Annotated in this window: 20 protein-coding genes; 13 read left to right on the top strand and 7 right to left on the bottom strand. The window is 65.7% G+C overall.

Features of this window, described 5'->3' with window-relative positions:
* Positions 1 to 148 precede the first annotated feature (148 nt).
* The 5 genes from QX048_RS15810 to QX048_RS15790 all read left to right on the top strand — a co-directional run bounded on the left by QX048_RS15810 (position 149) and on the right by QX048_RS15790 (position 4,761).
* Positions 149 to 472, top strand: a complete 324-nt coding sequence (locus QX048_RS15810; protein ID WP_315749203.1) for a hypothetical protein — start codon at positions 149 to 151, stop codon at positions 470 to 472.
* 6 nt (positions 473 to 478) lie between these two features.
* The gene (locus QX048_RS15805) at positions 479 to 1,831 is read left to right on the top strand and encodes an amidase (protein ID WP_315826364.1); all 1,353 of its coding nucleotides are present in this window, start codon (positions 479 to 481) and stop codon (positions 1,829 to 1,831) included.
* A 234-nt stretch (positions 1,832 to 2,065) separates the two neighbouring features.
* Positions 2,066 to 2,809 carry a 2OG-Fe(II) oxygenase gene (locus QX048_RS15800; RefSeq protein ID WP_315826363.1) on the top strand — a complete coding sequence of 248 codons (744 nt, stop codon included), beginning with the start codon at positions 2,066 to 2,068 and terminating at the stop codon, positions 2,807 to 2,809.
* Positions 2,810 to 2,812: 3 nt separating this feature from the next.
* Complete coding sequence (gene alkB / locus QX048_RS15795) at positions 2,813 to 3,463, top strand: DNA oxidative demethylase AlkB (RefSeq protein WP_315826362.1); 651 nt, start codon at positions 2,813 to 2,815, stop codon at positions 3,461 to 3,463.
* 74 nt (positions 3,464 to 3,537) lie between these two features.
* On the top strand, positions 3,538 to 4,761 hold the full coding sequence (locus QX048_RS15790; protein WP_315826361.1) for an MFS transporter: 1,224 nt from the start codon (positions 3,538 to 3,540) through the stop codon (positions 4,759 to 4,761).
* A gap of 6 nt (positions 4,762 to 4,767) precedes the next feature.
* On the opposite strand, the gene QX048_RS15785 is transcribed toward QX048_RS15790, so the two are convergent.
* Genes QX048_RS15785 through hpaH form a run of 5 tightly spaced genes read right to left on the bottom strand, consistent with a single transcriptional unit; the run spans position 4,768 to position 10,069 of the window.
* Complete coding sequence (locus tag QX048_RS15785; RefSeq protein WP_315826360.1) at positions 4,768 to 6,402, bottom strand: thiamine pyrophosphate-dependent enzyme; 1,635 nt, start codon at positions 6,400 to 6,402, stop codon at positions 4,768 to 4,770.
* A gap of 21 nt (positions 6,403 to 6,423) precedes the next feature.
* Positions 6,424 to 7,296, bottom strand: a complete 873-nt coding sequence (locus QX048_RS15780) for a fumarylacetoacetate hydrolase family protein (protein ID WP_315826359.1) — start codon at positions 7,294 to 7,296, stop codon at positions 6,424 to 6,426.
* A 12-nt stretch (positions 7,297 to 7,308) separates the two neighbouring features.
* A complete protein-coding gene (gene hpaE / locus QX048_RS15775; RefSeq protein ID WP_315749210.1) occupies positions 7,309 to 8,847 on the bottom strand; it encodes a 5-carboxymethyl-2-hydroxymuconate semialdehyde dehydrogenase in 1,539 nt (512 codons plus the stop codon).
* Positions 8,840 to 9,238 (bottom strand): 5-carboxymethyl-2-hydroxymuconate Delta-isomerase, encoded by a 399-nt coding sequence (locus QX048_RS15770; RefSeq protein ID WP_315826358.1) that lies wholly within the window; start codon positions 9,236 to 9,238, stop codon positions 8,840 to 8,842. Before QX048_RS15770 ends, hpaE begins: the two co-directional genes overlap by 8 nt.
* A 24-nt stretch (positions 9,239 to 9,262) precedes the next feature.
* Entirely contained in the window at positions 9,263 to 10,069 is an 807-nt protein-coding gene (hpaH, locus tag QX048_RS15765) for a 2-oxo-hept-4-ene-1,7-dioate hydratase (protein ID WP_315826357.1), read from the bottom strand.
* Positions 10,070 to 10,255: 186 nt separating this feature from the next.
* Between hpaH and hpaR the strand changes: the two genes are divergently transcribed.
* The 4 genes from hpaR (at position 10,256) to QX048_RS15745 (ending at position 14,506) form a co-directional block, all read left to right on the top strand.
* Positions 10,256 to 10,711, top strand: a complete 456-nt coding sequence (hpaR, locus tag QX048_RS15760; RefSeq protein WP_409999230.1) for a homoprotocatechuate degradation operon regulator HpaR — start codon at positions 10,256 to 10,258, stop codon at positions 10,709 to 10,711.
* A 158-nt stretch (positions 10,712 to 10,869) separates the two neighbouring features.
* Positions 10,870 to 11,955 (top strand): malate/lactate/ureidoglycolate dehydrogenase, encoded by a 1,086-nt coding sequence (locus QX048_RS15755; protein WP_315826355.1) that lies wholly within the window; start codon positions 10,870 to 10,872, stop codon positions 11,953 to 11,955.
* A gap of 131 nt (positions 11,956 to 12,086) precedes the next feature.
* Complete coding sequence (locus QX048_RS15750; RefSeq protein WP_315749218.1) at positions 12,087 to 12,866, top strand: HpcH/HpaI aldolase family protein; 780 nt, start codon at positions 12,087 to 12,089, stop codon at positions 12,864 to 12,866.
* Between the two features lie 116 nt (positions 12,867 to 12,982).
* The gene (locus QX048_RS15745; RefSeq protein WP_315826354.1) at positions 12,983 to 14,506 is read left to right on the top strand and encodes an altronate dehydratase family protein; all 1,524 of its coding nucleotides are present in this window, start codon (positions 12,983 to 12,985) and stop codon (positions 14,504 to 14,506) included.
* Positions 14,507 to 14,712: 206 nt separating this feature from the next.
* Here QX048_RS15745 and QX048_RS15740 read toward each other — a convergent pair whose 3' ends face one another.
* Positions 14,713 to 14,910, bottom strand: coding sequence for a hypothetical protein (locus QX048_RS15740; protein WP_008964013.1), 198 nt, complete (start codon positions 14,908 to 14,910; stop codon positions 14,713 to 14,715).
* Between the two features lie 432 nt (positions 14,911 to 15,342).
* Between QX048_RS15740 and QX048_RS15735 the strand changes: the two genes are divergently transcribed.
* The 4 genes from QX048_RS15735 (at position 15,343) to QX048_RS15720 (ending at position 22,574) form a co-directional block, all read left to right on the top strand.
* A complete protein-coding gene (locus QX048_RS15735) occupies positions 15,343 to 18,657 on the top strand; it encodes a transglutaminase family protein (RefSeq protein ID WP_315826353.1) in 3,315 nt (1,104 codons plus the stop codon).
* 30 nt (positions 18,658 to 18,687) lie between these two features.
* Positions 18,688 to 21,219 (top strand): circularly permuted type 2 ATP-grasp protein, encoded by a 2,532-nt coding sequence (locus QX048_RS15730; protein ID WP_315826352.1) that lies wholly within the window; start codon positions 18,688 to 18,690, stop codon positions 21,217 to 21,219.
* Entirely contained in the window at positions 21,216 to 22,094 is an 879-nt protein-coding gene (locus tag QX048_RS15725; RefSeq protein WP_315826351.1) for a transglutaminase family protein, read from the top strand. The genes QX048_RS15730 and QX048_RS15725 overlap by 4 nt, the downstream gene beginning before the upstream one ends.
* A 99-nt stretch (positions 22,095 to 22,193) precedes the next feature.
* A complete protein-coding gene (locus QX048_RS15720) occupies positions 22,194 to 22,574 on the top strand; it encodes a hypothetical protein (protein ID WP_315714907.1) in 381 nt (126 codons plus the stop codon).
* A gap of 733 nt (positions 22,575 to 23,307) precedes the next feature.
* On the opposite strand, the gene QX048_RS15715 is transcribed toward QX048_RS15720, so the two are convergent.
* The gene (locus QX048_RS15715; RefSeq protein WP_315826350.1) at positions 23,308 to 24,201 is read right to left on the bottom strand and encodes an SMP-30/gluconolactonase/LRE family protein; all 894 of its coding nucleotides are present in this window, start codon (positions 24,199 to 24,201) and stop codon (positions 23,308 to 23,310) included.
* Positions 24,202 to 24,222 lie beyond the last annotated feature (21 nt).

Here is a 24,222-nt window from a genome sequence, read left to right as displayed (position 1 = left end):
TGCATCCGTGATGCGCCATTTGACGCAGACGCGTCAACGGTCCATCACGCCACGCATGCGGCCCTCCGGGAGGCGCAGAGGTGTTTGGACGGCAATTGCCGCCTGATGAAAATTGGTCTTTGATGCTGGGAGTATGATCGGAGCCGAGATGAAGCTGCGTGACATCGCCCATTCCAGAACCGGCGACAAGGGTGACACCTCGAACATCTCGGTCATCGCCTACGACCCCAAGGATTACCCGCTGCTGCTCGCACAAGTCACGGCCGAGCGGGTGAAGGCGCACTTCGCCGGCATTGTCCAGGGCGAGGTGGTCCGCTATGAGCTGCCCAACATTGCGGCGCTGAATTTCGTGATGAGCCGGGCGCTCGGCGGCGGGGTCACCCGGTCGCTCGCGCTGGATGCGCACGGCAAGTCGCTGAGTTCCGCGCTGCTCGATCTGGACATCGCGGCCGATGCCGCAGACACGCGATAGGATGCCATGACCGTTTCGAATCCGACCCTGGCCGCGCTGGCCGACGATCTCGCCGCCGGTCGCACCACGTCCCGCAAGCTGGTGGAGGAGTGTCTCGCCCGGATCGCCGATCCCGCCGGTGAGGGCCAGCGCGCCTTCATCCATGTCGACAAGGAGGCCGCGCTGGCGGCGGCCGACGGCATGGACGCGCTGCGCAAGGCCAATGCGGCGCCGTCGCCCTACGCCGGCATTCCGGTCTCGATCAAGGACCTGTTCGACATCAAGGGCCAGGTCACCCGCGCCGGCTCGAGGGCGCTGGAGGATTCCGCGCCGGCCGAGGCCGATGCGCCGGCGGTGGCGCGGCTGCGCCGGGCCGGCTTCGTCGTGATCGGCCGCACCAACATGACCGAGTTCGCCTATTCCGGCATCGGCATCAACCCGCACTACGGCACGCCGAAGAGCGCCTGGAAGCGCGACGTCGGCCATGTGCCCGGCGGCTCGTCGTCGGGCGCCGCGGTCTCGATCGTCGACCGCATGGCCTATGGCGCGCTCGGCACCGACACCGGCGGCTCCTGCCGCATTCCCGCGGCCTTCAACGGCATCACGGGCTACAAGCCGACGCAGGCTCGCGTGCCGCTCGACGGCGGCGTGCCGCTGTCGACCACGCTCGACAGCTTTGGGCCGCTCGCCAACACGGTCGCCTGCTGCGCGGTGCTGGATTCCGTGCTGGCCGACGAGCCGGTCCGCCCGCTCGCGTCGCGCCCGGTGAAGGGTTTGCGGCTTGCGGTGCCCACCACGGTCGTGCTCGACGAGCTCGATGCCGAGGTCGCCGAGACCTTTGAGCGGGCGCTGCAGACGCTGGCGAAGCAGGGGGCGCTCATCGAGCGTATCGAATTCCCCGAGTTCCTCGACGTCGGCCTGATCGGCATGAAGGGCGGCTTCGCCGCCGCCGAGAGCTATGCCTGGCACCGCTTCCTGCTGACAGCCAAGGGCGACGTCTACGATCCGCGCGTGTCCGTCCGCATCATGCGCGGCGAGGCGATCACCGTGCCGGATTACATCGAGATGCTCAACGCGCGCCGCTCGCTGGTGAAGCGCGCCGCTGCACGCATCGCGCCCTACGATGCGCTGGCGATGCCGACCACGGCCAACGCGCCGCCTGTCATCGCCGATCTCGCCGACGACCAGGCCTTCGCCCGCGAGAACATCCGCGCTTTGCGCAATTGCACCTTCATCAACATGATCGACGGCTGCGCCATCTCGCTGCCGGCGCACCGCCACGGCGAGGTCCCGGTCGGCCTGATGCTGGCGCAGTCCGGCGGCCAGGACCGCAAACTGCTGGAGATCGCGGCTGGGGTCGAGGGCGTGGTGCGGGGCTGAGTAGGGAAAGAGCCCGGCGTTCCGACGCCGGATGGGAACCTGTCGTCGTTACGGTATCATCGACATGGATGCTACCGGAAATCGGGTGGTGCCCCGCTGGCCACTCCGTAACACCCTCGTCATTCCGGGATGCGCGCCCTTGCGCGCAGGCGCGGAATACATGACCACGATCGTACGTATGGATTCCGGGCTCGTCGCTTCGCGCCGCTCCGGAATGACAGCTGGAATGTCCGAATGACCAGGCTCAAACAGGCTGCGCTCGACATCGATACTCCCGCCGCGATCGGGATCGACCAGCTCGATTGGGCGATGGTCGAACGCGATCTCGATGCGCGCGGCTGCGCCGTGTTGACGCAGCTACTGTCGTCGGAGGATTGCCGCGCCCTGGCGGCGCTCTATCCGGACGACCGGCACTTCCGCAGCCGCGTCGTCATGGCGCGGCATGGTTTCGGCCGCGGCGAGTACAAATATTTCAGTTATCCGCTGCCCGATCCGATCGCGCAGTTGCGGCCGCGGCTCTATTCGCATCTGGTGGCGATCGCCAACCGCTGGAATGCGACGATGGGGATCGACATCCAATTTCCCGCCGAGCACGACGACTTCCTGGCGCGCTGTCATGAGGCCGGCCAGACGCGGCCAACGCCGCTCTTGCTGCAATATGTCGAGGGCGACTACAACTGCCTGCACCAGGATCTCTATGGCGAGCACGTGTTTCCGCTGCAGGTCGCGATCCTGCTGTCGGAGCCGGGGCGCGATTTCGAGGGAGGCGAGTTCGTGCTGACCGAGCAGCGGCCGCGCATGCAGTCGCGCGCCGAGGTGGTGCCGCTCCGGCAGAGCGACGCCGTGGTGTTCGCGGTCCACAATCGCCCGGTCCAGGGCACGCGCGGCAGCTACCGCGTCAACATGCGTCATGGCGTGAGCCGGCTGCGTTCCGGCCGGCGGCATACGCTCGGCGTGATCTTTCACGATGCGAAGTAGCATATGACGGATTTGTTCGATGGATTTGAGATCGCCGGACCGGCGAGCGAGCCGCTCGCGCCCGGCGCGGTGCTGCTGCGTGGTTTTGCGCAGCCACATGCGACGGAGCTTCTGGCCGCGATCGAGTCGATCACCGCGCAGGCGCCGTTCCGCCGGATGATCACGCCTGGCGGGCACCAAATGTCGGTGGCCATGACGAATTGCGGCTCGGTCGGCTGGGTGACGGACCGCAGCGGCTATCGCTACGATCCCGTTGATCCAGACAGCGGACAGAGGTGGCCGGTGATGCCGCCGCTGTTGCGACAGCTCGCCGAGCAGGCGGCGAGCGAGGCAGGCTTTGCCGCCTTCGCGCCCGATGCCTGCCTGATCAATCGCTACGAGCCCGGCGCCAAGATGTCGCTGCATCAGGATCGCGACGAGCGCGACGTCGGCGCGCCGATCGTCTCGGTGTCATTGGGCCTTCCCGCGACGTTCCTGTTCGGCGGCCTCAAGCGCTCCGACAAGACGCAACGCTATCGGCTGGCCCATGGCGACGTCGTCGTCTGGGGCGGCCCGGCGCGGCTCGCCTTTCACGGCGTTGCGCCGCTCGCCGATGGCGAGCATGCTCGGCTCGGCCGCCGGCGTATCAACCTGACGTTCCGCCGCGCCCGATAGTCCTGGCCGCTCTGTGACGTTCCTCATTTTGCAACGGGCATCCCTGGCTCTATGCTGCGTCCGGGAGAGGGGCCATGAGCACTGTCGAACTTGCGGACGAGCGGGCGCCGGCGGCGACGCGAATAGGACTTCATCTTGCGCTGCTGCAGCTGGTGTTCACGCTGCTGTGGACGACCTACGTGATCTATCTGCCGAGGCTCGCGGCCCAGGCCGGCATCGCGCCCTCCGCCGTCGTTCTGATCCTGATGCTGGACCAGGCGATCTTCACATTGTCCGATACCGCGATGGGACTTGCGGCCGATCGCATTGGGCGCGCCGCCGCGCGGTTCGGTCTCTTCATCGGCCTGCTGACTGCGGTATCCTGCGCCGCCTTTGTCGCGCTGCCTTTCGTGGCGGCGTCCGCAGGTCCAGCGGTCTTCGTCGGACTGATCGCGATCTGGGCGCTGACCTCGTCGGTCTTGCGCGCGCCGCCCTTGACGCTGCTTGGGCGCCATGCGGCCCGGCCGGCCATTCCGCTCCTGGCAGCGCTGGTCATGCTCGGCTATGGCGTGGCCGGCGCCGTGTCGCCCTATCTCGGCGTGATCCTGCGCGACTACGATCCGCGCCTGCCGTTCGTCATCTCATCGGCCGTGCTGCTGCTGACGGCGCTCGGTCTCTCGCGCATTCCGCAGAATAGCGGTCGGGCAGCGCAAGCAGCCGCCAAGCCTGAGCCCAGGCCGCTGCGGGGACTGCCGCTGCTGTTCATCGGCGCCATGGTGATCCTCGCGCTCGGCTACCAGCTGCATTTCAGCATCAACAGCTCGGCCTTCTATCTCCGCTTCGCCAGGCCGGAGGACCTTTCCTGGCTGATGCCGGTGTTCTGGATCGGCTTCAACCTCGTGCTGTTCCCGGCCAGCGTGGTCGTCAAGCATCGCGGCGGGCTCATCGTGATGGGATTCGCCGGTCTGCTCGGTGCGCTCGCGATCGTGATCGCCGAGCTCGCGGGCGCACTGACTGTGCTGATCGTGGCGCAGTTCATCGCCGGGGCGGCCTGGGGCTGCATGATGATGAGCGCCATTTCCGCGGCGCTCGCGATCGGGACGACCGGCGCCGAGGGCAAGGTGACCGGGCTCGTGTTCTCGGCGCTGGCGCTGGCAACCTTCGCGCGGATCGCTGCCGTCGCCGGCGGTCTGCAGAAGTTGCCAGACTATGCGCCGCTGGTGCAGTGGGCGCCGGTCGCGTGCTGGCTTGTGGCCGGCGCCGGCCTGCTGGCGATGGCCGCGGCCGGATTGCAGGGACGCCGCGCGTCCCCGCCGTGAGGTCGATCAGATCCCTGGAGGCTTCGACGGATGGATGAAGGCCCAGGGCGAGACCTCGGAATCGCGGGGCACCTCGATATCGATCAGATACGGTCCGCCATGCGCCAGCGCCGCCTCCAGGGCGGATTTGAACTGATCGGGTGACGTGACCTTGGTTGCGGCCACGCCGAAGGATTCAGCCAGCTTGACAAAATCCGGATTGACGAGATCGGAGGCGACGACGCGGCCGTCGAAGCGCTCGCGCTGGTCACGCCGGACATTGCCATAGGAATTGTTGTTGAACACCAGGGTGACGACGCCGATGTTGTATTGCACGGCAGTCGCCAGCTCCTGCACGGCGAACATGAAACCGCCATCGCCGGTGATCGCGACCACAGGTCTGTCGGGATGCGCCACCTTGGCACCGAGCGCGGTGGGAAAACCCGCGCCGAGCGTGCCCTGATAGCCCGAGGTGATGAAGGTGCGCGGCTCGTAGACGGGAAAGCCGTACCAGGAGGCGAAGCCGACCTGCGACAGTTCGTCGGTGACGATGGCGTCGCGCGGCAGCACCTCGCGGAGCACGTTCAGATAGGCCATCTGCGGCTGGACCTTCTGGATCTCCTGCAAGGTCGCTGCGGTGACCTCCCGGATCGCGGCGCGGCGTCCCGACGTCTTGCGGTAGCCCGTCTTGCTCACAGCAGCGATGAGCGCGGCCGTGCCCGCCTTGGCATCGGCGACGATGCCGGCGTCGACGATCAGGCGCCGCATCTCGGCCGGGTCGATGTCGATGCGGATCGACTTCAATCCATCCGGCTTGAACGGCCAGCGGAACGTGGTCGGCAGCTCCATGCGGGTGCCGATGCCGATCATCAGATCGGTGGTCGGCCACAGCTTGTAGGCTGAGGCCATGGTAAGCCCGAGCTCGTGTGCATTGGAGACGATGCCGCGTCCTGACCGGAAGGCGACGACCGGCGCGTCGATCATCTCGGCGAGCTCGAGGATGTCCTCGCGCGCCTCGATTGCGCCTGAGCCGACGAAGATCATCGGCGCCTTCGCGGACGTGATCAGCCCGGCCGCCTTGGCGATGCGGTCGGGATCGGGCTGCGGCGGCGCGAACTGTGCCAGCGGCATCGCCGCGGCGGTGGCCGCCTTCTGCGTGAACACGTCCCACGGCATCTCGAGCGCAGCGGGGCCGCGCCGCCCCGACATCATCTCCTGGAACGCGCGCGCGACCTGCGTCGGCGCGCAGTCGGGATATTCGATGCGCTCGGCCCATTTGACGAAGGTGCGCAGGGTCGCGAGCTGGTCCGGCATCTCGTGCAGATGGCCGCGGCCGCGGCCGAGATAGTCGGTCGGCACCTGGCCCGTGAGGCACAGCACCGGCTCGTTGCAGCCGAAGGCGGTGAGCAGTGCCGCGCCGGCGTTGAGCACGCCGGGACCCGGCACGACGCTGAACACGCCGGGCCTGCCGCTGGCGCGGGCATAGCCGAACGCCATGTAGCCGCAGGCCTGTTCGTGGCGGGCGCCGACGACCTTGAGCTGCGCCTGGTGGAAGGCATCGAACAGGCCATAGACCTGCGCTCCAGGCAGGCCGAACACGGTGTCGACGCCGTGGGCGACGAGCCCGCTGACGATGGCTTCGCCGCCGGTCATGGTGGTCATGCTGACATTCCGTTGCTGACTTTACAGAGCTTCGTCGACGACGCCATTGCGCAAGGTGCCGACGCCCTCGGCTTCGATCTCGATGACGTCGCCGGGCTTCAGATAACGCGGCGGATCGAACCGTGCACCGGCGCCGGTGGGCGTGCCCGTCACGATCACGTCACCGGGGACGAGCGTGGTGAAGGTCGAGATGTAGTTGATGAGGTAGCGGAAGCCGAAGATCAGCCGTGACGTGCGGTCGTCCTGGCGCAACTCGCCATTGACGCGCGTCGTCAGCCGGATATCGGCAATCTGGCTCTCATTCGTGTAGGGCACGATCCAAGGCCCGAGGCTGCCGGTCGAATCGAAGTTCTTGCCTTGTGTGACGTTGAACTTGGCATGCCGCACCCAGTCGCGGATGGTGCCCTCGTTGCAAAGCGTGAGTGCGGCGATGTGATCCAGCGCCTGGGCCTCCGGGATGTGACGGCCGGCCTTGCCGATGATCAGCACGAGCTCGCCTTCATAGTCGAGCTGCGGCGAGGCGCGGGGACGCACCAGGGGCGTTTCATGGCCGACGAAGGAGCGCGGCGTCCGCATGAACATCGACGGATATTTCGGCGCGTCCTGGCCATCCTTGTATTCGGCATTGCGGTCCGGATAGTTGACGCCGATGCAGATGATCTTCTCCGGCGAGGGGATCGGCGGCTGCCAGGTGATCGCGTCGAGGCCGTGATCCGGCGACAAGCCGGCTGCAGCATCGATCAGCCGGGGCAGGGCGCCGGCGGCAATCGCTTCGCGCAGGGTCGGATAGTCCTTGGCAAAGCGCGCGGAGAGATCGACGAGGCCCTTGTCGGTCACGAGCCCGTAGCGGACCGAACCATCGACGGCATAGGTGGCGAGGCGAGGGGAGGTCATGGGCAGTTCTCCTTAGACGCCGAGCCGCTGGATCTTGTGGGTGCCGCGCGCGAGCGAAACGTGCTTGGTCTCCATGTAGAAGTCGAACGAATAGTCGCCGCCGTCGCGGCCGATGCCCGATGCCTTCATGCCGCCGAACGGGGTTGGCAGGTGGCGGACATTCTCCGAGTTCAGCCAGATCATGCCGGCTTCCAGCGCGTCGGCGACGCGCAGCGCGCGGCCCATGTCGCCGGTCCAGACATAGCCGGTGAGGCCGTATTGCACGTCATTGGCGACCGCGATCGCGTCAGCCTCGTCGCGGAACGGGATCACGGTGAGGAACGGCCCGAACACCTCTTCTTGCGCCACGCGCATGGTCTGGCGCGCGCCGGTCACCAGTGTCGGCTCGACGTAATGCCCGCCGCCCGGGCCGTCGAACCGCTTGCCGCCGACGGCGATGATCGCACCGTCCTCGCGTGCAACGTCGACATAGGAGCAGACCTTGGCGAGATGCCGCTCGTGGATCAGCGGCCCGATCTCGGTGGCGGGATCGAGCGGATGACCCACTTTCAGCGCACGCACGCGCGCCGCAAGCTTGGCCGTAAAGGTCTCGGCGATACTCTGCTGCACCAGCAGGCGGCTGGATGAGGTGCAGCGCTCACCGTTGAGCGAGTAGATCATGAACACGACGGCATCGAGCGCGCGGTCGAGATCGGCATCGTCGAACACGATCACCGGGTTCTTGCCGCCGAGTTCGAAATGCACCCGCTTCAGGGTCGGTGCGCCCTGCGCCATGATCGCAGATCCCGTCGAGCTCTCGCCGACGAAGCCGATTGCCTTGATCGCGGGATGCTCGGTCAGCGCCTTGCCGGCCTCCTCCCCGAAGCCATGAACGGTGTTGAGGACGCCGTCGGGAATGCCGGCGTCCTTGGCGAGCTTGGCCAGCCACTGCGCCGTGATCGGCGACCATTCCGCCGGCTTGTGCACGACCGTGCAGCCCGCCGCGAGCGCCGGGGCGATCTTCCAGGTCGACAGCATGAACGGCGTGTTCCATGGCGTGATCACGCCGACCGGGCCGATCGGCACCCGCGTCGAGATGTTCCAATGCTCGTCGCTCGGCGTACTCAGGCCGTCACGCGCCTCGGTGCATTTGTCGGCGAAGAAGCGGAAGTTTTCCGCCGCGCGGACCGCGGCTTTGGCCATGAAGCGATAGGCCTGCCCGGTGTCGATGCATTCGAGCACGGCGATGTCGTCGGCATGATCCTCGATCGCGTCGGCCACGCGATGCAGCAGCTTGCGCCGCATCGCCGGCGCCATGTCGCGCCAGGATCTGAAGGCGAGTGCGGCCGATGTCGCCGCGCGGTCGATGTCCTCTGCATTGCCGCGAGCGACCTTGGCCAGAACAGTGCCGTCGATCGGGGACTTCGTCTCGAACGTCGCGCCCGAGATCGCCGGCACCACCTTGCCGTCGATGAAGTGGCCGATGCCCTCGTCCTTCAGCTTCGCGAGCAGGGGAGCGGCACGGTCGAGATTGGCCTTGTAGATGTCGGTCTTGGGGGTGGCCTTATCCATGGGATGCCTCCGCTTTCAGGGCGTCGTGGATGTTGTTGCGCTTCCAGCTGGTCGCGGCGTCGTTGATCTGCATGTCGAAGGACAATGCGAACTTGGTGCTTGCGAAGACCGGATCGAGATACGCCGAGAGTGCCTTGAAGACGTGCTCGCCGGCCTTCTGCCGTGCCGCGAGGTCGCGGCCTTCGCCGAGCCGCAGCAGCATGGCGAGGAAGGCGGAGTCGGGCTTGCCGTCGGCGATCGCGTAGTGCTCGCAGCGGATCGCGCGCACGCGGATGCCGCCGATCGGAAAGATCCCGGTCTCGCTGGCGGCCTTGCGGACCACTTCGCAGACGTTGGCCATCACGACAAAGGCATCGAGATTGGCGGAGTATTCGATGCTGAAATGCGGCATGATGCGGTCGCTCCGGGGCAGGCTTCAGGCGAAGTAACAGCTCACCGTCCCATACGAGCCGTAGTCGGCCTGGATCGTGTCGCCCTTGCGCGCCTCGATCGGCCGGATGAACGAGCCGGCAAGGACCACCTGTCCCGGCTCCAGCGCGAATCCATTTGCCGCGATCTTGTTGGCGAGCCACGCAACGGCCGTTGCCGGGTTGTTCAGCACGCCGGCGGCCAAGCCGGTCTCTTCCAGTTGACCGTTCTTATAACAGAGTGCGCCGATCCAGCGCAGGTCGGCATCGAGCGGCCGCAGCGGCCGGCCGCCGAGCACGATGCCGGCATTTGCGGCGTTGTCGGCGATCGTATCGAAGATCTTGCGGGTCGCCTTGGTCGCGGGATCCACCCGCTCGATCCGCGTATCCAGGATCTCGAGTGCCGGCACCACGAAATCCGTCGCGTTGAGTACGTCGAACAAGGTGCAGTCCGGTCCAGACAGACGGTGCTTCATGACGAAGGCAAGCTCCGCCTCGATACGCGTCGCGATGAAGCGGTCGGACGGCACCAGCCCGCCATCGGCAAAGAACATGTCGTCGAGCAGCACGCCCGAATCCGGTTCATCGATGTTCAGCGCGCTCTGCATCGCCTTCGATGTCAACCCGATCTTGTGACCCTTGATGACGCGGCCCGCGGCCACCTTGATGCTGATCCAGGCCTCCTGGATCGCATAGGCATCTGCGATGGTGATATCGGGAAACTCCTGCGACAACTGCCTGATCTGGCGGCGGCTCTTTTCGGCCTGATCCAGGCGTAAGGCGCAGCTATGAATCTGGTCGCTCGCAAGAGGCATGGTCTATCGCTCAGAAAAGAGATGGCGACAGATGATTAACATGTTAAGTTTCAGTCGGCAAACCGAAAGGACGTTTGCTGCAGTGCAAATGTTCAGGATGGCCCACGGGAGATTGAGGAGATTGATGTGAGCGAGACCAGGGCCAAGGTCGCCAGGCAGGCTGCGAAGGAAGCGCGCAAGGTGCCGATGCGCGACTTCTCGCAGTCGCTGCCGATGGCCTTGTTGCGGGCGCGTGAGGCCGTGATGCGGCAGTTTCGCCCCAATCTGCGACAGCACGGCCTGACCGAGCAGCAATGGCGTATCTTGCGCGCGCTGGCGGCGGTCGATGTGATCGAGGTGACGGAGCTGGCGAGGGTCGCGTTCCTGCTCGGGCCCAGCCTGTCCCGCATCCTGCGCGATCTCGAGGCGCGCGGCCTGATTCAGCGCGAAGTCGATAGCCGCGACATGCGCAGGGGCGTGTTGTCGATCTCGGCCAAGGGCATGAAGCTGATCGCACAGGTCGCGCCGAGCTCAGAGGCGATCTATGCATCGATTGCCAGTCGGTATGGCGCCCGCAAGCTTGCCGCATTGCACAAGATGCTGGGCGAGCTGGAGCAGAGCATCGGCGGCGATCTCGACGCCTCCGAAGACGGCGATGGCTGATCTGCCGCGGACCAAGCGCAATGACGCGGTCTCATGCTTGGCAGGCCGTTCGGCGTTTTGATAAGAAGCGATGCAGTCGAGCGGAGAGGGCGTGCGTCGCAGGCATGGCAAACCATGCTAACTCTGTTTTCGCATGCTGATCGAACCCGCGAGTTGTCATGGTCACTATCAAGGTTGCGCATCTCATCGATTTCGTTGCCGACGTCTTCGAACACGCCAATTCCTCGCCGGAGGAGGCCCGCCGGATCGCGACCTATCTGACGACGGCCAACCTGACAGGGCATGACAGCCACGGTGTGATCCGCGTGCCCGTCTATATCCGTTGGCAGAAGATGGGTTCGATCGTGCCCAACCAGACCGCAGAGGTCGTGGTCGACACCCCGTCGCTGGTGGTCGTCGACGGCAAGTTCGGCTACGGTCAGACCGTGACACCACAGGCCGTGAGGATCGGCATCGAGCGTTGCAAGAAGAGCGGCTTGGCTGCGTTGGCGCTGCGCAATTCCGGCCATCTCGGCCGGGTCGGCGACTGGGCGGAAATGGCCGCCGCCGAGGGGCTCGTCTCCATTCATTTCGTCACGGCCGCAGGTTCACTGCTGGTGGCGCCCTATGGCGGAGTCGAGAAGCGGTTCTCCACCGCGCCATATTGTGTCGGCATTCCGCGCCAGGGGAAGGATCCCATCGTGCTCGATTTCGCGACCTCGATCGTGGCCGAGGGAAAGGTCTTGGTGGCGAGCCGCGGCGGCAAGAAGCTGCCCAAGGGCGCCTTGATCGATGCCGACGGGACGCTCAGCGAGGATCCGGCGGTGCTCTATGGACCCTATGAGGCCGAGGGGACGCGCGACCACACCAAGGGGACGGGAGCGATCCGCGCCTTCGGCGAGCACAAGGGCTCTGGTCTCGCCTTCATCTGCGAGCTGCTCGGCGGCGCCTTGACCGGCACCGGGGCGACGTCGGCAAATCGGCGCTTTGCCAACGGCATGCTCGCGATCTACATCGACCCGAAGGTGGTCGATCCGGCGAGCTTCTTTGATGGTGAGATCAGCCGCTATACGGATTTCATCCGGGCGACCAAGCCGGTCTCCGGCGTTGATCAGGTGCTGGTGCCGGGCGATCCCGAGCGCAAGATGCAGGCCGAGCGTACGGCCAATGGCGTGCCCTTGCCCGATGACACCTGGGCGGCAATAGTGAACACGGCACGCGAAGTGGGTGTCAGCGAAGCGAGCATTCAGCGGGCGACATCGTGAAATCAGTGTGACTGCGGGTGGTGCGAAGCATCCATGCTCAGATTGAGCGGGATTGCATTGCGTTGCGCCATCGGCGAGAACAAATTCTAACGAGACGGATCGGTTGAACAACAAGGGAAGGAAACGCAGTCGTGGCGAACAATAAGGTCAAGCAGCTCTGGGCCGAAGGCAAGACGGTGGTGAATGCCTGGCTCGCGATCCCCTCGGGCTTCTCCGCGGAGGTCGTGGCTCAGTGCGGCTTCGACAGCGTCACCGTGGACATGCAGCACGGGGTGCAGGACTATCTGTCGATGGTGCAATGCTTCCAGGCCATGCATGGCCATCCGGTCACGCCGATGGTGCGCGTGCCGTGGAATGAGCCCGGCATCATCGGCAAGGTGCTCGATGGCGGTGCCTATGGTGTCATCTGCCCGATGGTCAACACAGCGCAGGAAGCGCGCAACCTCGTTTCCTATTCCAAATATCCGCCGAAGGGTGTGCGCTCCAACGGTCCGATCCGCTCGGGCATGTATGGTGGTGCGGGCGAGTATCAGAAGACGGCCAACGACGAGATCGTGCTGCTGCCGATGATGGAGACCAGGACCGCGGTCGAGAACATGGAAGCCATTCTCGATGTCGAAGGCATCGACGGCGTCTATATCGGGCCCTCCGATCTCGGCTTTTCCTATGGCCTGGTGCCGAAGCTCGATCGTGACGAGCCGGAAATCCTCAAGATCTATGAGAAGATCGTGAAGGAGTGTGGCAAGCGTGGGCTCAATCCCGGCATTCACTGCAGCGGCGCCGAGGGTGCGGTCCGCGCCATCAACATGGGCTTCAAGCTCGTGACCTTGTCGAACGAGGTCGGCCTGATGCAGGTCTATGCCCGCCAGCAGGTCGCGCAGACCCGCAAGGAATCCGGCGGCAAAGCGTAACGAGAAAGGCGAATGGCGAGGAGGGCGTAGCGAACGGGGATCCGTCCATTCGCTATGAGCCGCTCGCCATTCGCATATGTGTTCGCGATCGACGTATTGATACGAGAGAGACAGCCATGGCTCCCACCCCCGTCATCCGTCTTCATCCCGAGGACAGCGTCCTGATCGCGCGCGCCAGCCTGCCCCCGGGGCTGTCGATCGCCGATGGGGTCACCACGACCGACCGGATTCCGGCCGGTCACAAGGTCGCGGTGCGTCCGATCGCACAGGGCGAGCCCATCCGCCGCTACGGCCAGATCATCGGCTTCGCGACCGCGCCGATCGCGCCCGGGCAGCACGTTCATACGCAGAACTGCGGCATGGGCGATTTCGCCAAGGACTACGCCTATGGCGTTGACGTGAAGCCGACGCCGAATTTCGATCTTCCGGCGACGTTCGAGGGCATTCGCCGGCCCGATGGCCGGGTCGCGACCCGCAACTACATCGGCATTCTGACCTCGGTGAACTGCAGCGCGCATGTCGCGGGCCTCGTTGCCGACGTGTTCAAGCGCAATCCCTTCACCGGTGACGATCCGCTCGCCGACTTCCCGAACGTCGACGGCGTCGTGGCGCTGACGCACAAGACCGGCTGCGGCATGACGCTCGACGAGCCGTTGAAGCTGCTGCGGCGAACCCTCGGCGGCTACGCGCGGCACGCGAACTTCTCTGCGGTGATCGTGCTCGGCCTTGGTTGCGAGGCCAATCAGATCGGCGGATTGATGGAGGAGCAGAAGCTCGCCGGCCGCCTGCGCGCCATGGACATCCAGGAGGTCGGCGGCACCCGCAAGACCGTCGAGGCCGGCATCGCTTTCGTCAGGGAAGCGCTCGCCGACGCCAACAGGGTCAAGCGCGAGACGGTTCCGGCTAGCGAGCTGACTGTCGCCCTTCAATGTGGTGGGTCCGACGGCTATTCCGGCATCTCGGCCAATCCGGCGCTCGGTGCGGCAAGCGATCTGCTGGTGCGACATGGTGGCACAGTGATCCTGTCGGAGACACCCGAGACCTACGGCGCCGAGCATCTGCTGACGCGCCGCGCAGTCAGCCGCGACGTCGGCGAGAAACTCGTCTCCCTGATGCGCTGGTGGGAAGAGTATACCGCGCGTGAAGGGGCGGAGATGAACGCCAATCCCAGCCCGGGCAACAAGGCCGGCGGCCTGACGACGATTCTCGAGAAGTCGCTCGGCGCGATGGCCAAGGCCGGCAGCACCAATCTGGTCGATGTGCTGCATTATGCGGAAGCCGTCACCAAGAAGGGCTTCGTGTTCATGGACACGCCCGGTTACGACCCGGTTGCGGCGACGGGGCAGGTGGCCGGCGGCGCCAATCTCGTCTGCTTCACCACCGGCCGCGGCAGCGTGTTCGGCTGCAAACCGGCGCCGTCCATCAAGCTCGCGACCAACACGCCGATGTACAAGCGGATGGAAGACGACATGGACGTGAATTGCGGCACGATCCTCGACGGCGAGGAGACGGTGCAGGAATGCGGCCAGCGCATCTTCGAATTGATGTTGAAGACCGCCTCGGGGCAGCCGACCAAGAGCGAGAGCTTCGATTTCGGCGGGGCCGAGTTCGCGCCCTGGGTGCTCGGCGCGACGATGTAGCTGGATCACTCAGCTATTCGGCGGCCCTATCGGGGCTGCGGTTCGGTGTCCCGGCATCTGATCGCAGCTGAGATCGCAAGTTAACTGAGACTGGATCGCAACTGAGATCAGATGACAGGTGAGCGCGCCGCCATGGGCTGGCTGTCGTGGGCAGTCCGTCATGGGCTGGCCCTGCCGACGCTCGCGCGACAGCGGCGCCGAGCAATTTACCGCTGGTGGCCCAGGCCGATGCCGAGCGCCAGAGCCTTCTGACGGAGCGAGCCTTCGGTCCGCTTCATCGCCTTGGCGATCTTGGCAACCGGGGTCTTGGACTTCGAGTGCTGTTTCAGCAGCTTGATGTCGGCGGGCGTGTAGGGTTTCCGCGCCAACTTCTTGGTAGCTGCCTTCTTAGCTGTCTTCGCCACTTGATTCTCCTTTTGGCAATGATGGTCCTAAATAGCATGTGTAGTCGAGCTATCAAGCGATTGCGGCAAATGCAACGCTATTAGTTCTTGTTAGTTCATCATTCGGGGTTAATCCCTGCTTTGAGGGACTGGTCAATCTTCCGTGAGCGCCTGCGCGTCGTCCTGTGGACAACTCTCCGCGTGCGGCCGGATAGGTTGTTTGTTCTTCTCTCGTTCTTCGTGACGGGCCTGATTGAGGCGCGCAGCGGCCGGAAAAGCGACCGGTGCGTGCAGCGGAGACACCTGATAGGGCGGCTCAACTGGGCCGGCGCGGTCCAAATGCCGCCTTTCGGGCTTAGGATCGTCCAATAGGCAGCTCTGCCCTTTGTTAGTGCTTGATCCCTAAGCACAGCAATGTTCTGCTTAAAAAAGTTGCTGGAGCGCCGAAGCCTCGTGTCAATCTACGTCGCATTACATCACGTCACCCATTACAAATACGATCGTCCGGTCGAACTGGGCCCGCAGACCATCCGCCTGCGTCCTGCACCACATACCAGGACCCCCGTGCTGAGCTATTCGCTCAAGGTCACGCCGCCCAACCATTTCGTGAACTGGCAGCAGGATCCGCAAGGCAATTGGCTGGCCCGCTACGTTTTCCCCGAGAAGGTGAACGAACTCAAAATCGAGGTCGACTTCACGGCGCAGATGACCGTGATCAATCCGTTCGACTTCTTCGTCGAGCCTTATGCCGACAGTTTTCCCTTCGCCTATCCGGAGGGCCTCAAGGTGGAACTGGCGCCCTATCTCGAGACGATCGAGCCGGGGCCGTTGTTCGCGGAATACTTGAAGTCGATTCCCCGCGATGCGGACAACACGGTCAACTATCTCGTCGAACTCAATGCGCAGTTGCAGAAAAAGATTCGTTATATCATCCGGATGGAGCCTGGCGTTCAAACGCCGGAGGAGACGCTGTCGTCGGCCGCCGGCTCCTGCCGCGACTCGGCGTGGCTGCTGATCCAGACGCTGCGGCATCTCGGGCTCGCCGCCCGGTTCGTCTCCGGCTATTTGATTCAGCTTCGTCCCGACATCGATCCGATCGAGGGGCCGGTCGAGGTCGAGAATGATTTCACCGATCTGCATGCCTGGGCCGAGGTCTATCTGCCCGGCGCTGGATGGATAGGCTTCGACGTCACCTCGGGCATGCTGGCGGGCGAAGGACACATCCCCGTTGCTGCGACTCCCCACTATCACTCGGCCGCGCCGATCAGCGGCAGTGCCGGAGTTGCCGAGGTCAACTTCAACTTCGAGATGAATGTGAGGCGCATCCGCGAAGCGCCGCGGATTACCCGGCCATTTTCGGATGAGGCGTGGGACCGGCTCGACCGCCTCGGCGAAGCCGTCGATGCCGATCTCGCCGAAAACGACGTGCGCCTCACGATGGGCGGCGAGCCGACCTTCGTGTCGATCGACGACATGGAATCGGCGGAGTGGAATACGGCTGCCGTCGGCCCGGCCAAGCGCGGGCTCGCGGACAGCCTGATCCGGCGTCTGCGCGCGCGTTTCGCGCCCGGTGGCCTGCTGCATTACGGACAGGGCAAGTGGTATCCCGGCGAAAGCCTGCCGCGCTGGGCGTTCGGACTGTATTGGCGCAAGGACGGTGAGCCGATCTGGCGCAATCCGGATCTGATCGCCAGCGTCGATGGCCCGCGCAGGGCGACGATCCAGGATGCAGAGCGTTTCCTGGACACGGCGGCCGAGACGCTCGGGCTCGAGCCGGACTACGTGCTGCCCGCGTTCGAGGATCCCGCGCATTGGCTGCAGAAGGAAGCCGCGCTGCCCGAGAACGTCGACGCGCTCGACTCCAAGCTCGCCGATCCCGAAGAGCGCGCGCGCATGGCGCGGGTGTTCGACGAAGGCCTGCACATCCCGCGCGGCTTCGTGCTGCCGATCCAGCGCTGGAATGCGCAGCCCCGGCGCTGGCGCAGCGAGCGCTGGGGCCTGCGGCGCAAGCGCCTGTTCCTGATTCCCGGCGACTCGCCGCTCGGCCTGCGGTTGCCGATCGGCTCGCTGGCCTACATTCCGCCGGAAGATTTCCCGTACATCCACGAGCAGGACCCGATGGAGCAGCGCGGGCCGCTGCCGATGTTCACGCAGGGGCGTCCGGTGATCGTGCCGCAGGTACCGCCGCTGCCGAAGCTCGATCGCGCGCCGAAGCCGCAGCAGGATGTTCAGTATCAGTACTGGGGAGGGCTCGGCGTCCGCACTGCGATGTCGGTCGAGATCCGCGATGGCATTCTGTGCGTGTTCATGCCGCCGGTCGAAACCATCGAGGACTACCTGGAGCTGGTCGCAACGGTCGAAGCGACGGCCGAGTCGATGCAGATCAAGGTTCACGTGGAGGGCTATGCACCGCCGTTCGATCCGCGCATCGAGGTCATCAAGGTGACGCCCGATCCCGGCGTCATCGAGGTCAACATCCAGCCGGCCGCGAGCTGGCGGCAATCGGTCGACATCACTTTCGGGCTGTATGAGGATGCCGCGAAGGTGCGGCTCGGCGCCAATCGCTTCCTGATCGATGGCCGCCACACCGGCACCGGCGGCGGCAATCATGTCGTCGTCGGCGGCAGCTCGCCGCAGGATTCGCCCTTCCTGCGTCGCCCCGATCTGCTGAAGAGTCTCGTCCTGTATTGGCAGCGGCACCCGTCGCTGTCTTATTTGTTCTCCGGCATGTTCATCGGGCCGACCAGCCAGGCTCCGCGCATCGATGAGGCGCGCCACGACAGCCTTTATGAGCTCGAGATCGCGCTCGCCAACGTGCCTCGGATCGGGCAGAGCGTGCCGCTGTGGCTGGTCGACCGGCTGTTCAGGCATCTGCTCGTCGACATCACCGGCAATACCCACCGCTCGGAGATCTGCATCGACAAGCTGTACTCGCCGGAGGGACCGACGGGCCGGCTCGGACTCGTGGAGTTCCGCGCACTGGAAATGCCGCCGGATCCGCGGATGTCGCTGGCGCAGCAGCTTCTCATCCGTGCGCTGATCGCCAAATTGTGGCGCGAGCCGCAGGACGGCCGGTTCGTGCGCTGGGGCACGGCGCTGCACGACCGCTTCATGCTGCCGCACTTCATCTGGGAAGACTTTCTTGATGTCCTGGATGAGCTGCGGTCGTCCGGCTACGACTTCTCGCCGGAATGGTACCAGGCGCAGCTTGAATTTCGCTTTCCGACCTTCGGCCGCGTGCAGCATGGCGGCGTGACCCTGGAGCTGCGGCAGGCGTTGGAGCCCTGGCATGTGCTGGGCGAGGAAGGCGCCGCGGGCGGCACCGTGCGCTATGTCGATTCCTCGGTCGAGCGACTTCAAGTCAAAGCCGAAGGTTTCATCGAAGGCCGCCACCTCATCACCTGCAATGGTAGGAGGATGCCGATGACCTCGACCGGACGGTCGGCGGAAGCGGTGGCGGCGGTTCGTTTCAAGGCATGGCAGCCGGCCTCCGGCCTGCACCCGACGATCCCGGTGCATGCGCCGCTGACCTTCGACCTGATCGACACCTGGAACGGCCGTTCGCTGGGCGGCTGCGTCTATCACGTCGCCCATCCCGGCGGCCGCAACTACGATACCAAGCCGATCAACTCCTACGAGGCGGAGGCACGGCGGCTCGCCCGCTTCCAGGATCACGGCCACACTCCGGGACGAATCGCGCTGCCGCCGGAGGAACGCACAAATGAATTCCCGATGACCCTCGACTTGCGCAGGCCGCTCCTGCATTGATGGCACGGAGTTTGTACGGAGGACCAGGGTATGGACGGCTCGAGCGGCCAGGACCAGGGAGCGAGCGCCGCCGGTCGGCCGGCGGCACGTTCTCCGCTGCGCCGGGCCGAGCATTGGGCCCGCGACTATGCCCGGCTCCCCGGCATCCCCGATGAGTTCATCGGGGCCGACGGCCGTCCGCGACCGGTCTGGACCCGCTTTGCCGAGACCTTCGCCGCACTCGCGCCGAGTGACATCGAGCGCCGCTTCGCCTCCGCCGATCGCCATCTGCGCGAAGCCGGCGTCACCTATCGCTCGCCGGGCGACAACGCCGAGCGATCGTGGCCGCTGAGCCATCTGCCGCTGCTGATCGACGAGTCCGAATGGGCGCAACTGTCCCAGGGCATCGTCCAGCGCGCCGAACTGTTCGAACGGGTGCTGCAGGACATCTATGGCGAGGGACGGCTGGTGGCGAGCGGCGCGCTGCCGGCAGCCGCCGTCGCCGGGTCCAGCGAATATCTGCGCCCGGTCTGCGGCGTCAAACCGCCCGGCGGCCGCTTCCTCAGCATCTACGCCGCCGATATCGGCCGCGGGCCCGACGGCGGCTGGTGGGTGCTCAACGACCGCACCCAGGCGCCGTCCGGCATGGGCTATGCGCTGGAAAATCGGCTCGTGCTGTCGCGCGCCTTCTCCTCGATCTACAAGTCCATGAACGTGGAGCGGCTCGCGCCGTTCTTCGAAGCATTCCGCGATGCTCTGCGCGCCAGCGCCGATCGTGACGAGCCGCGCATCGGCGTGCTCACGCCGGGCATGTTCAGCGAGACCTATTTCGAGCACGCGACGCTGGCGCGCTATCTCGGCTTTCTGTTGGTCGAGGGCGACGATCTCGCTGTCAGCGGCGACCGCGTGCATATCCGCACCGTCGCCGGCCTGAAGCGCGTCGACGTGCTGCTGCGGCGGCTCGATTCCAACTCGCTCGATCCGCTCGAACTCGATGCCGGCTCGCGACTCGGCGTCGCCGGCCTGATGGACGTCGTGCGCAAGGGCGGTGTGGTGATCGCCAACATGCCGGGTTCTGGTGTGCTCGAGGCGCGCGCGCTGCTCGGCTTCCTGCCGAGCCTTGCGCGGCGCGTGCTCGGTGAGGATCTCAAGATCCCGCACATCGCGACCTGGTGGTGCGGCCAGAAGTCCGCACGCGACGAGGTGCTGTCGCGGCTCGAGGAGTTCGCGATCGAAGGCGCCTATGGCCGCGCCGTGCCGGGCTTCGCAAGCAGCGGTCCGGTGCTGGCTGGTGAGCTCTCGGCCGCCGAGCGCGAGCGGCTGCGCGCTGCGATCAGCCAGCGCGGCATCGATTATGTCGGACAGGAGGTGGTGCGGCTGTCGACCACGCCGGTGTGGGAGGACGGTCGGATCGCGCCGCGGCCGTTCGTGCTGCGGGTGTTCGCGGCCGCCACGCCCGACGGCTGGACCGTCATGCCCGGCGGCTTCTGTCGCATCGCCGACAAGCTCGATGCGCGCGCGGTGTCGATGGGCGATGGCGCGCGCGCCGCCGACGTCTGGGTGGTCGCCGACAAGGCGGTGGCGGCGCGCACCTTGCTGCCGGGCTCCGACAATGTGCGGATACGCCGCATCGCCGGCGTGCTGCCGAGCCGCGCCGCCGACAATCTGTTCTGGCTCGGACGCTATCTGGAGCGCGCCGAGGCCACCGTGCGGCTGATCCGGGCGCTCGCAGCCCAGCATCGTGATCCCGGCAAGGGATCGCCGGCGCAGCTCAACACCTCCGAGCGTATCCAGCGGCTGTTGCTGGCGTGGGGCGCGGTTGAGCAGACCTCGCGCAGCAAGGGATTTCAGGTGGCGGCTGAGGCCCTGCAGGCCGAGGCGCAGTTCGGCTCGGCGCTGTCGCTGCTCAGATCGGCTCAGCGCACCGCGACCTCGCTGCGCGAGCGCCTCTCGCCCGACGCTTGGCAGGTCATCACCGAGATGCCGAATCGCCTGGCGCAGGAGGCCGAGGATGAGGACGCCGTCGTCAGCATCGCCGAGCTCACGCTCGACCGGCTTGCGAGCTTCGCCGGCCTTGCCCAGGAGAACATGAACCGCGCCGCCGGCTGGCGCTTCCTCGACATGGGGCGCCGCGCCGAACGCGCCATCAACACCGCGCGGTTCGCGCGCCAGTTCGGCTATGACGAGGCGACGCCCGAGGATCTCGACGTCCTGCTCACGCTGGTCGACTGCCAGATCACCTACCGCTCGCGCTATTTGATCGGCCCGTCGCTGGCGCCGATCCGCGATCTCGTCGTGCTCGACCTCTACAATCCGCGCTCGGTCGCGTTCCAGGTCGAGCTGCTCAACGAGCACATCGCGAGCCTCCCGGTGCTGAAGGAGAACGGGCTGATCGAGCGGCCGCAACGCCTCGCGATCTCGCTGGGCGCGCGGCTGACCGCGGCGGAGGCGGCCCATCTCGATGGCCGCGCCTTGTTTGCACTGGAGCAGGACCTGCTCAATCTGGCGGAGGCGATCGGTCAGCACTACTTCCCACACGGTCCGAACGCGACGCGGCCGGAAAAGCTGACGGGCCTCGCGTGATCTACGACATCCGCCATGTCACCACCTACGAATACGGGAGTGCCGTCAGCTTCGCGCGCTGCTCGCTGCGCCTGGAGCCGCTCAGCGGCGACGGCCAGGAGTTGATCTCGCACAGCGTTGACATCCGCCCGCGTCCCTCGGAGCGGACGGCGCGGCGCGATTTCTTCGGCACACTGACCGAGAGCATCGTGATCGACACTCAGCACCGCCACCTGCGCATCGACTCGCGCTCGCGGGTGAAGCTGTCGCGCACGCCGCCCGAGCGCGATGCGCCGAGTGCGGAGTGGGAGCAGGTGCGCGATGCAGCTTTCGAGGCGACGAGCCTCGGCCCGTCGTCGCCGATCGGCTACGTCTTCGCCAGCGCGCTGGCGCCGGTGCTGGAGCCGGTGACGGACTACGCCGCGGCGAGCTTCTCCGCCGAGACGGGGATCGTAGCCGGCGCCGCCGATCTGATGCGGCGCATCCGCAAGGAGTTCAGATACGATCCGAAGGCGACCGTGATCTCGACCCCGCTGCGCGAGGTGTTCGACAATCGCCACGGCGTCTGCCAGGACTTTGCTCACGTCATGATCGCCGGCCTGCGCGGCCTCGGCCTGCCCGCAGCCTATGTCAGCGGCTATCTGCGCACCATCCCGCCCGAGGGCCAGCCGCCGCTGCAGGGCGCCGACGCCACCCATGCCTGGGTGTCGCTGTGGTGCGGCGAGGAACTGGGCTGGATCGGCTTCGATCCGACCAATGATCTCCTGGTCGGCAATGATCACATCATCCTCGGCATGGGCCGCGACTTCTCCGATGTCTCGCCGGTCGATGGCATCATCGTCGGCTCGCGCAAGCAGAAGCTCGGCGTCGCCGTCGATGTCGTGATGGTCGAGTAGGGTTCCCTGACCGGGAACGGTCGGAACATTTTTCCCGCATCGCACTTGATCCGCCCGAGGGGCCCGAATGGGGGCTGGCTGACCCTTTCGAGCGATGGAGTGATCGACATGAAACGTGTTGCAATCGTCATTGGCCTGGTCGGCGCCTGCGTCGCCGGCAGCGCCTCGGCCCAGCCGAGTGCGAACCTCACCGGCACCTACCGCTGCATCCAGATGTGCCGCGACGGAATGATCGGCGCGCCGGCCTTCGTGACGCAGAACGGCGATGCCGTGAACCTGACCACCGAAACCGGCGAGTCCCTCCAGGCCTGGCCGGACTGGAATGCTCCCAATAGCCGGCTTTGGATCGACGCACGTGACGAAAGTGCAGTGTATTCGCCCGACGGCATGCGCATCCAGTTCGACGACGGCCGTGTCTGGGAGCGCGACCTGCCGCCGCCGCTCATCGTCCGCCGCGCGCCGGTGGTGTACGGGCGATAAGCGATCGCCATTGCTATCGAGGCTCTCGCGCACGCGGGGGCCTTGATTTGCGGGTGAGATGAAAGGTGCCGGCCTCACGATCCAGTACTCGCCGGAAGGGGTGATGAATCGAGACGCCGCGGCGTACCGGATGCCCGCCTGCGCGGACATGACACGGGGTACGGGGCGGCGTTCTCGCGACACGATCTGTCCGAGTCATGAAGGATAGCTCGAACCCTCTGAGAACAAGAGGGCGCAGGGAATGCCGGGTGATGGCCTCACCCATGGCCCGCCTGCGAAAAGAATGCAGGCGGCAGGTACCACAGGTGCAGCCGGATCAACCCGGCATTCCCTGCGCGATGGCTTTACGGCTTATACGTGGTCTCCCTGGTGCGCCGGGCTTTCTGGCCACCATCCCCAGCGCGATCGTATTGCGCCAGGTTGACACCAGCATCGGGGTGTCGGGACATCACGACTTCACCGTGCGCATCATGCCGTTCGTCCGCGCGACTGATCACGCTGCAGCACCACACGCCCACCGCTCCCCAGGCTCCACGTTCGTGACGATCGCGATACGCCCCTCTCACGAGCCCGGGATGGCCGGAAACATCGGTCTGATTTGCCCGACGACACAAGTGGGCAAGCGTGCGACAAACTGGCACGACGGGCAATTCGGGCATGGCGGATATGCGCGATCTATTAGTTGTCGTTCAGACAGCGAGCGCCATGCTGAATCCGGCACCAGCAGAGAAGCTCAGCACTTCCGCATCTGCAAACAATGCTCTCGCCCCTCGACATCAGTCCGAAACGACTCGATGAAGCCGCCCTGGCGCTGGGTCACATACACGGTCTTGCCGTCGCTGCCGCCGAAGGCGAGGTTGGTCGGCTCCCTGGCTTTCAGCGCGATCTCCCGGATCATGCGCCCATCCGGCGCCAGCATGGCGATGCTGCCCTTGAGGATGTGCGCGACCAGCAGCCGGCCGTTGGCGTCGGTGCGCAGTCCGTCGATCGTGTTCGGCTCGAAGGTCTTGATCAGCTTTGGCCGTGTAAGCGCGTCGCCGTCGATCGCATAGGACCAGAGCTCGCCGCTGTTGGATTCGCCGACATAGAGCGTGCGGCCGTCGGGGCTGAGATCGATGCCGTTGGCGGTGCCCATGGCACGCGGCGCCGACATGGCTGCGCCTTGCAAGGATCCGTCGGGTCCTTTCGCGATCCGCCAGATGCGGCCGCTGCGCGCCTTCCAGTTGGGATCGCTCGCATAGATCGTGCCGTCGCGCGCCAGCGTGATGTCGTTGGGCTGGCTCATGTCATCGGCATGGAAGACGAGGCGGGGCTCGGTCGTGCCGGGGGCGATGGCGAAGATGTTGTGGCGCTTGTAGTCGGCGACGAACATCGTGCCTGTGGCGTCGATGCGGATGGCGTTGCCAATGCTGTTGTCGGGCAGCTCGGTGAATTTTTCGGAGGCCGTCGCCTCCGGCGCGAGCTTGCCGATCGTGCCGGCCTTGCCGAGATTGACGACGAACAGATTGCCGTCGCGGTCGACGGCGGGCCCCTCGATGCCGAAGGTGTATTCGCCGGATGGAGTGAGCTGGGTGCTCTCGAACAGTTTTGGTGCGGCGAGGGTGGGCGCGCTCGCAAGCAAGAGCATGAGAACAGTCGCCAAACCCGA

The organism is Bradyrhizobium sp. SZCCHNS30572, assembly GCF_032484415.1.
GTDB lineage: Bacteria > Pseudomonadota > Alphaproteobacteria > Rhizobiales > Xanthobacteraceae > Bradyrhizobium.
Note: the sequence above shows the minus strand (reverse complement) of the source record. Positions and strands in the feature narration are given on the sequence as shown.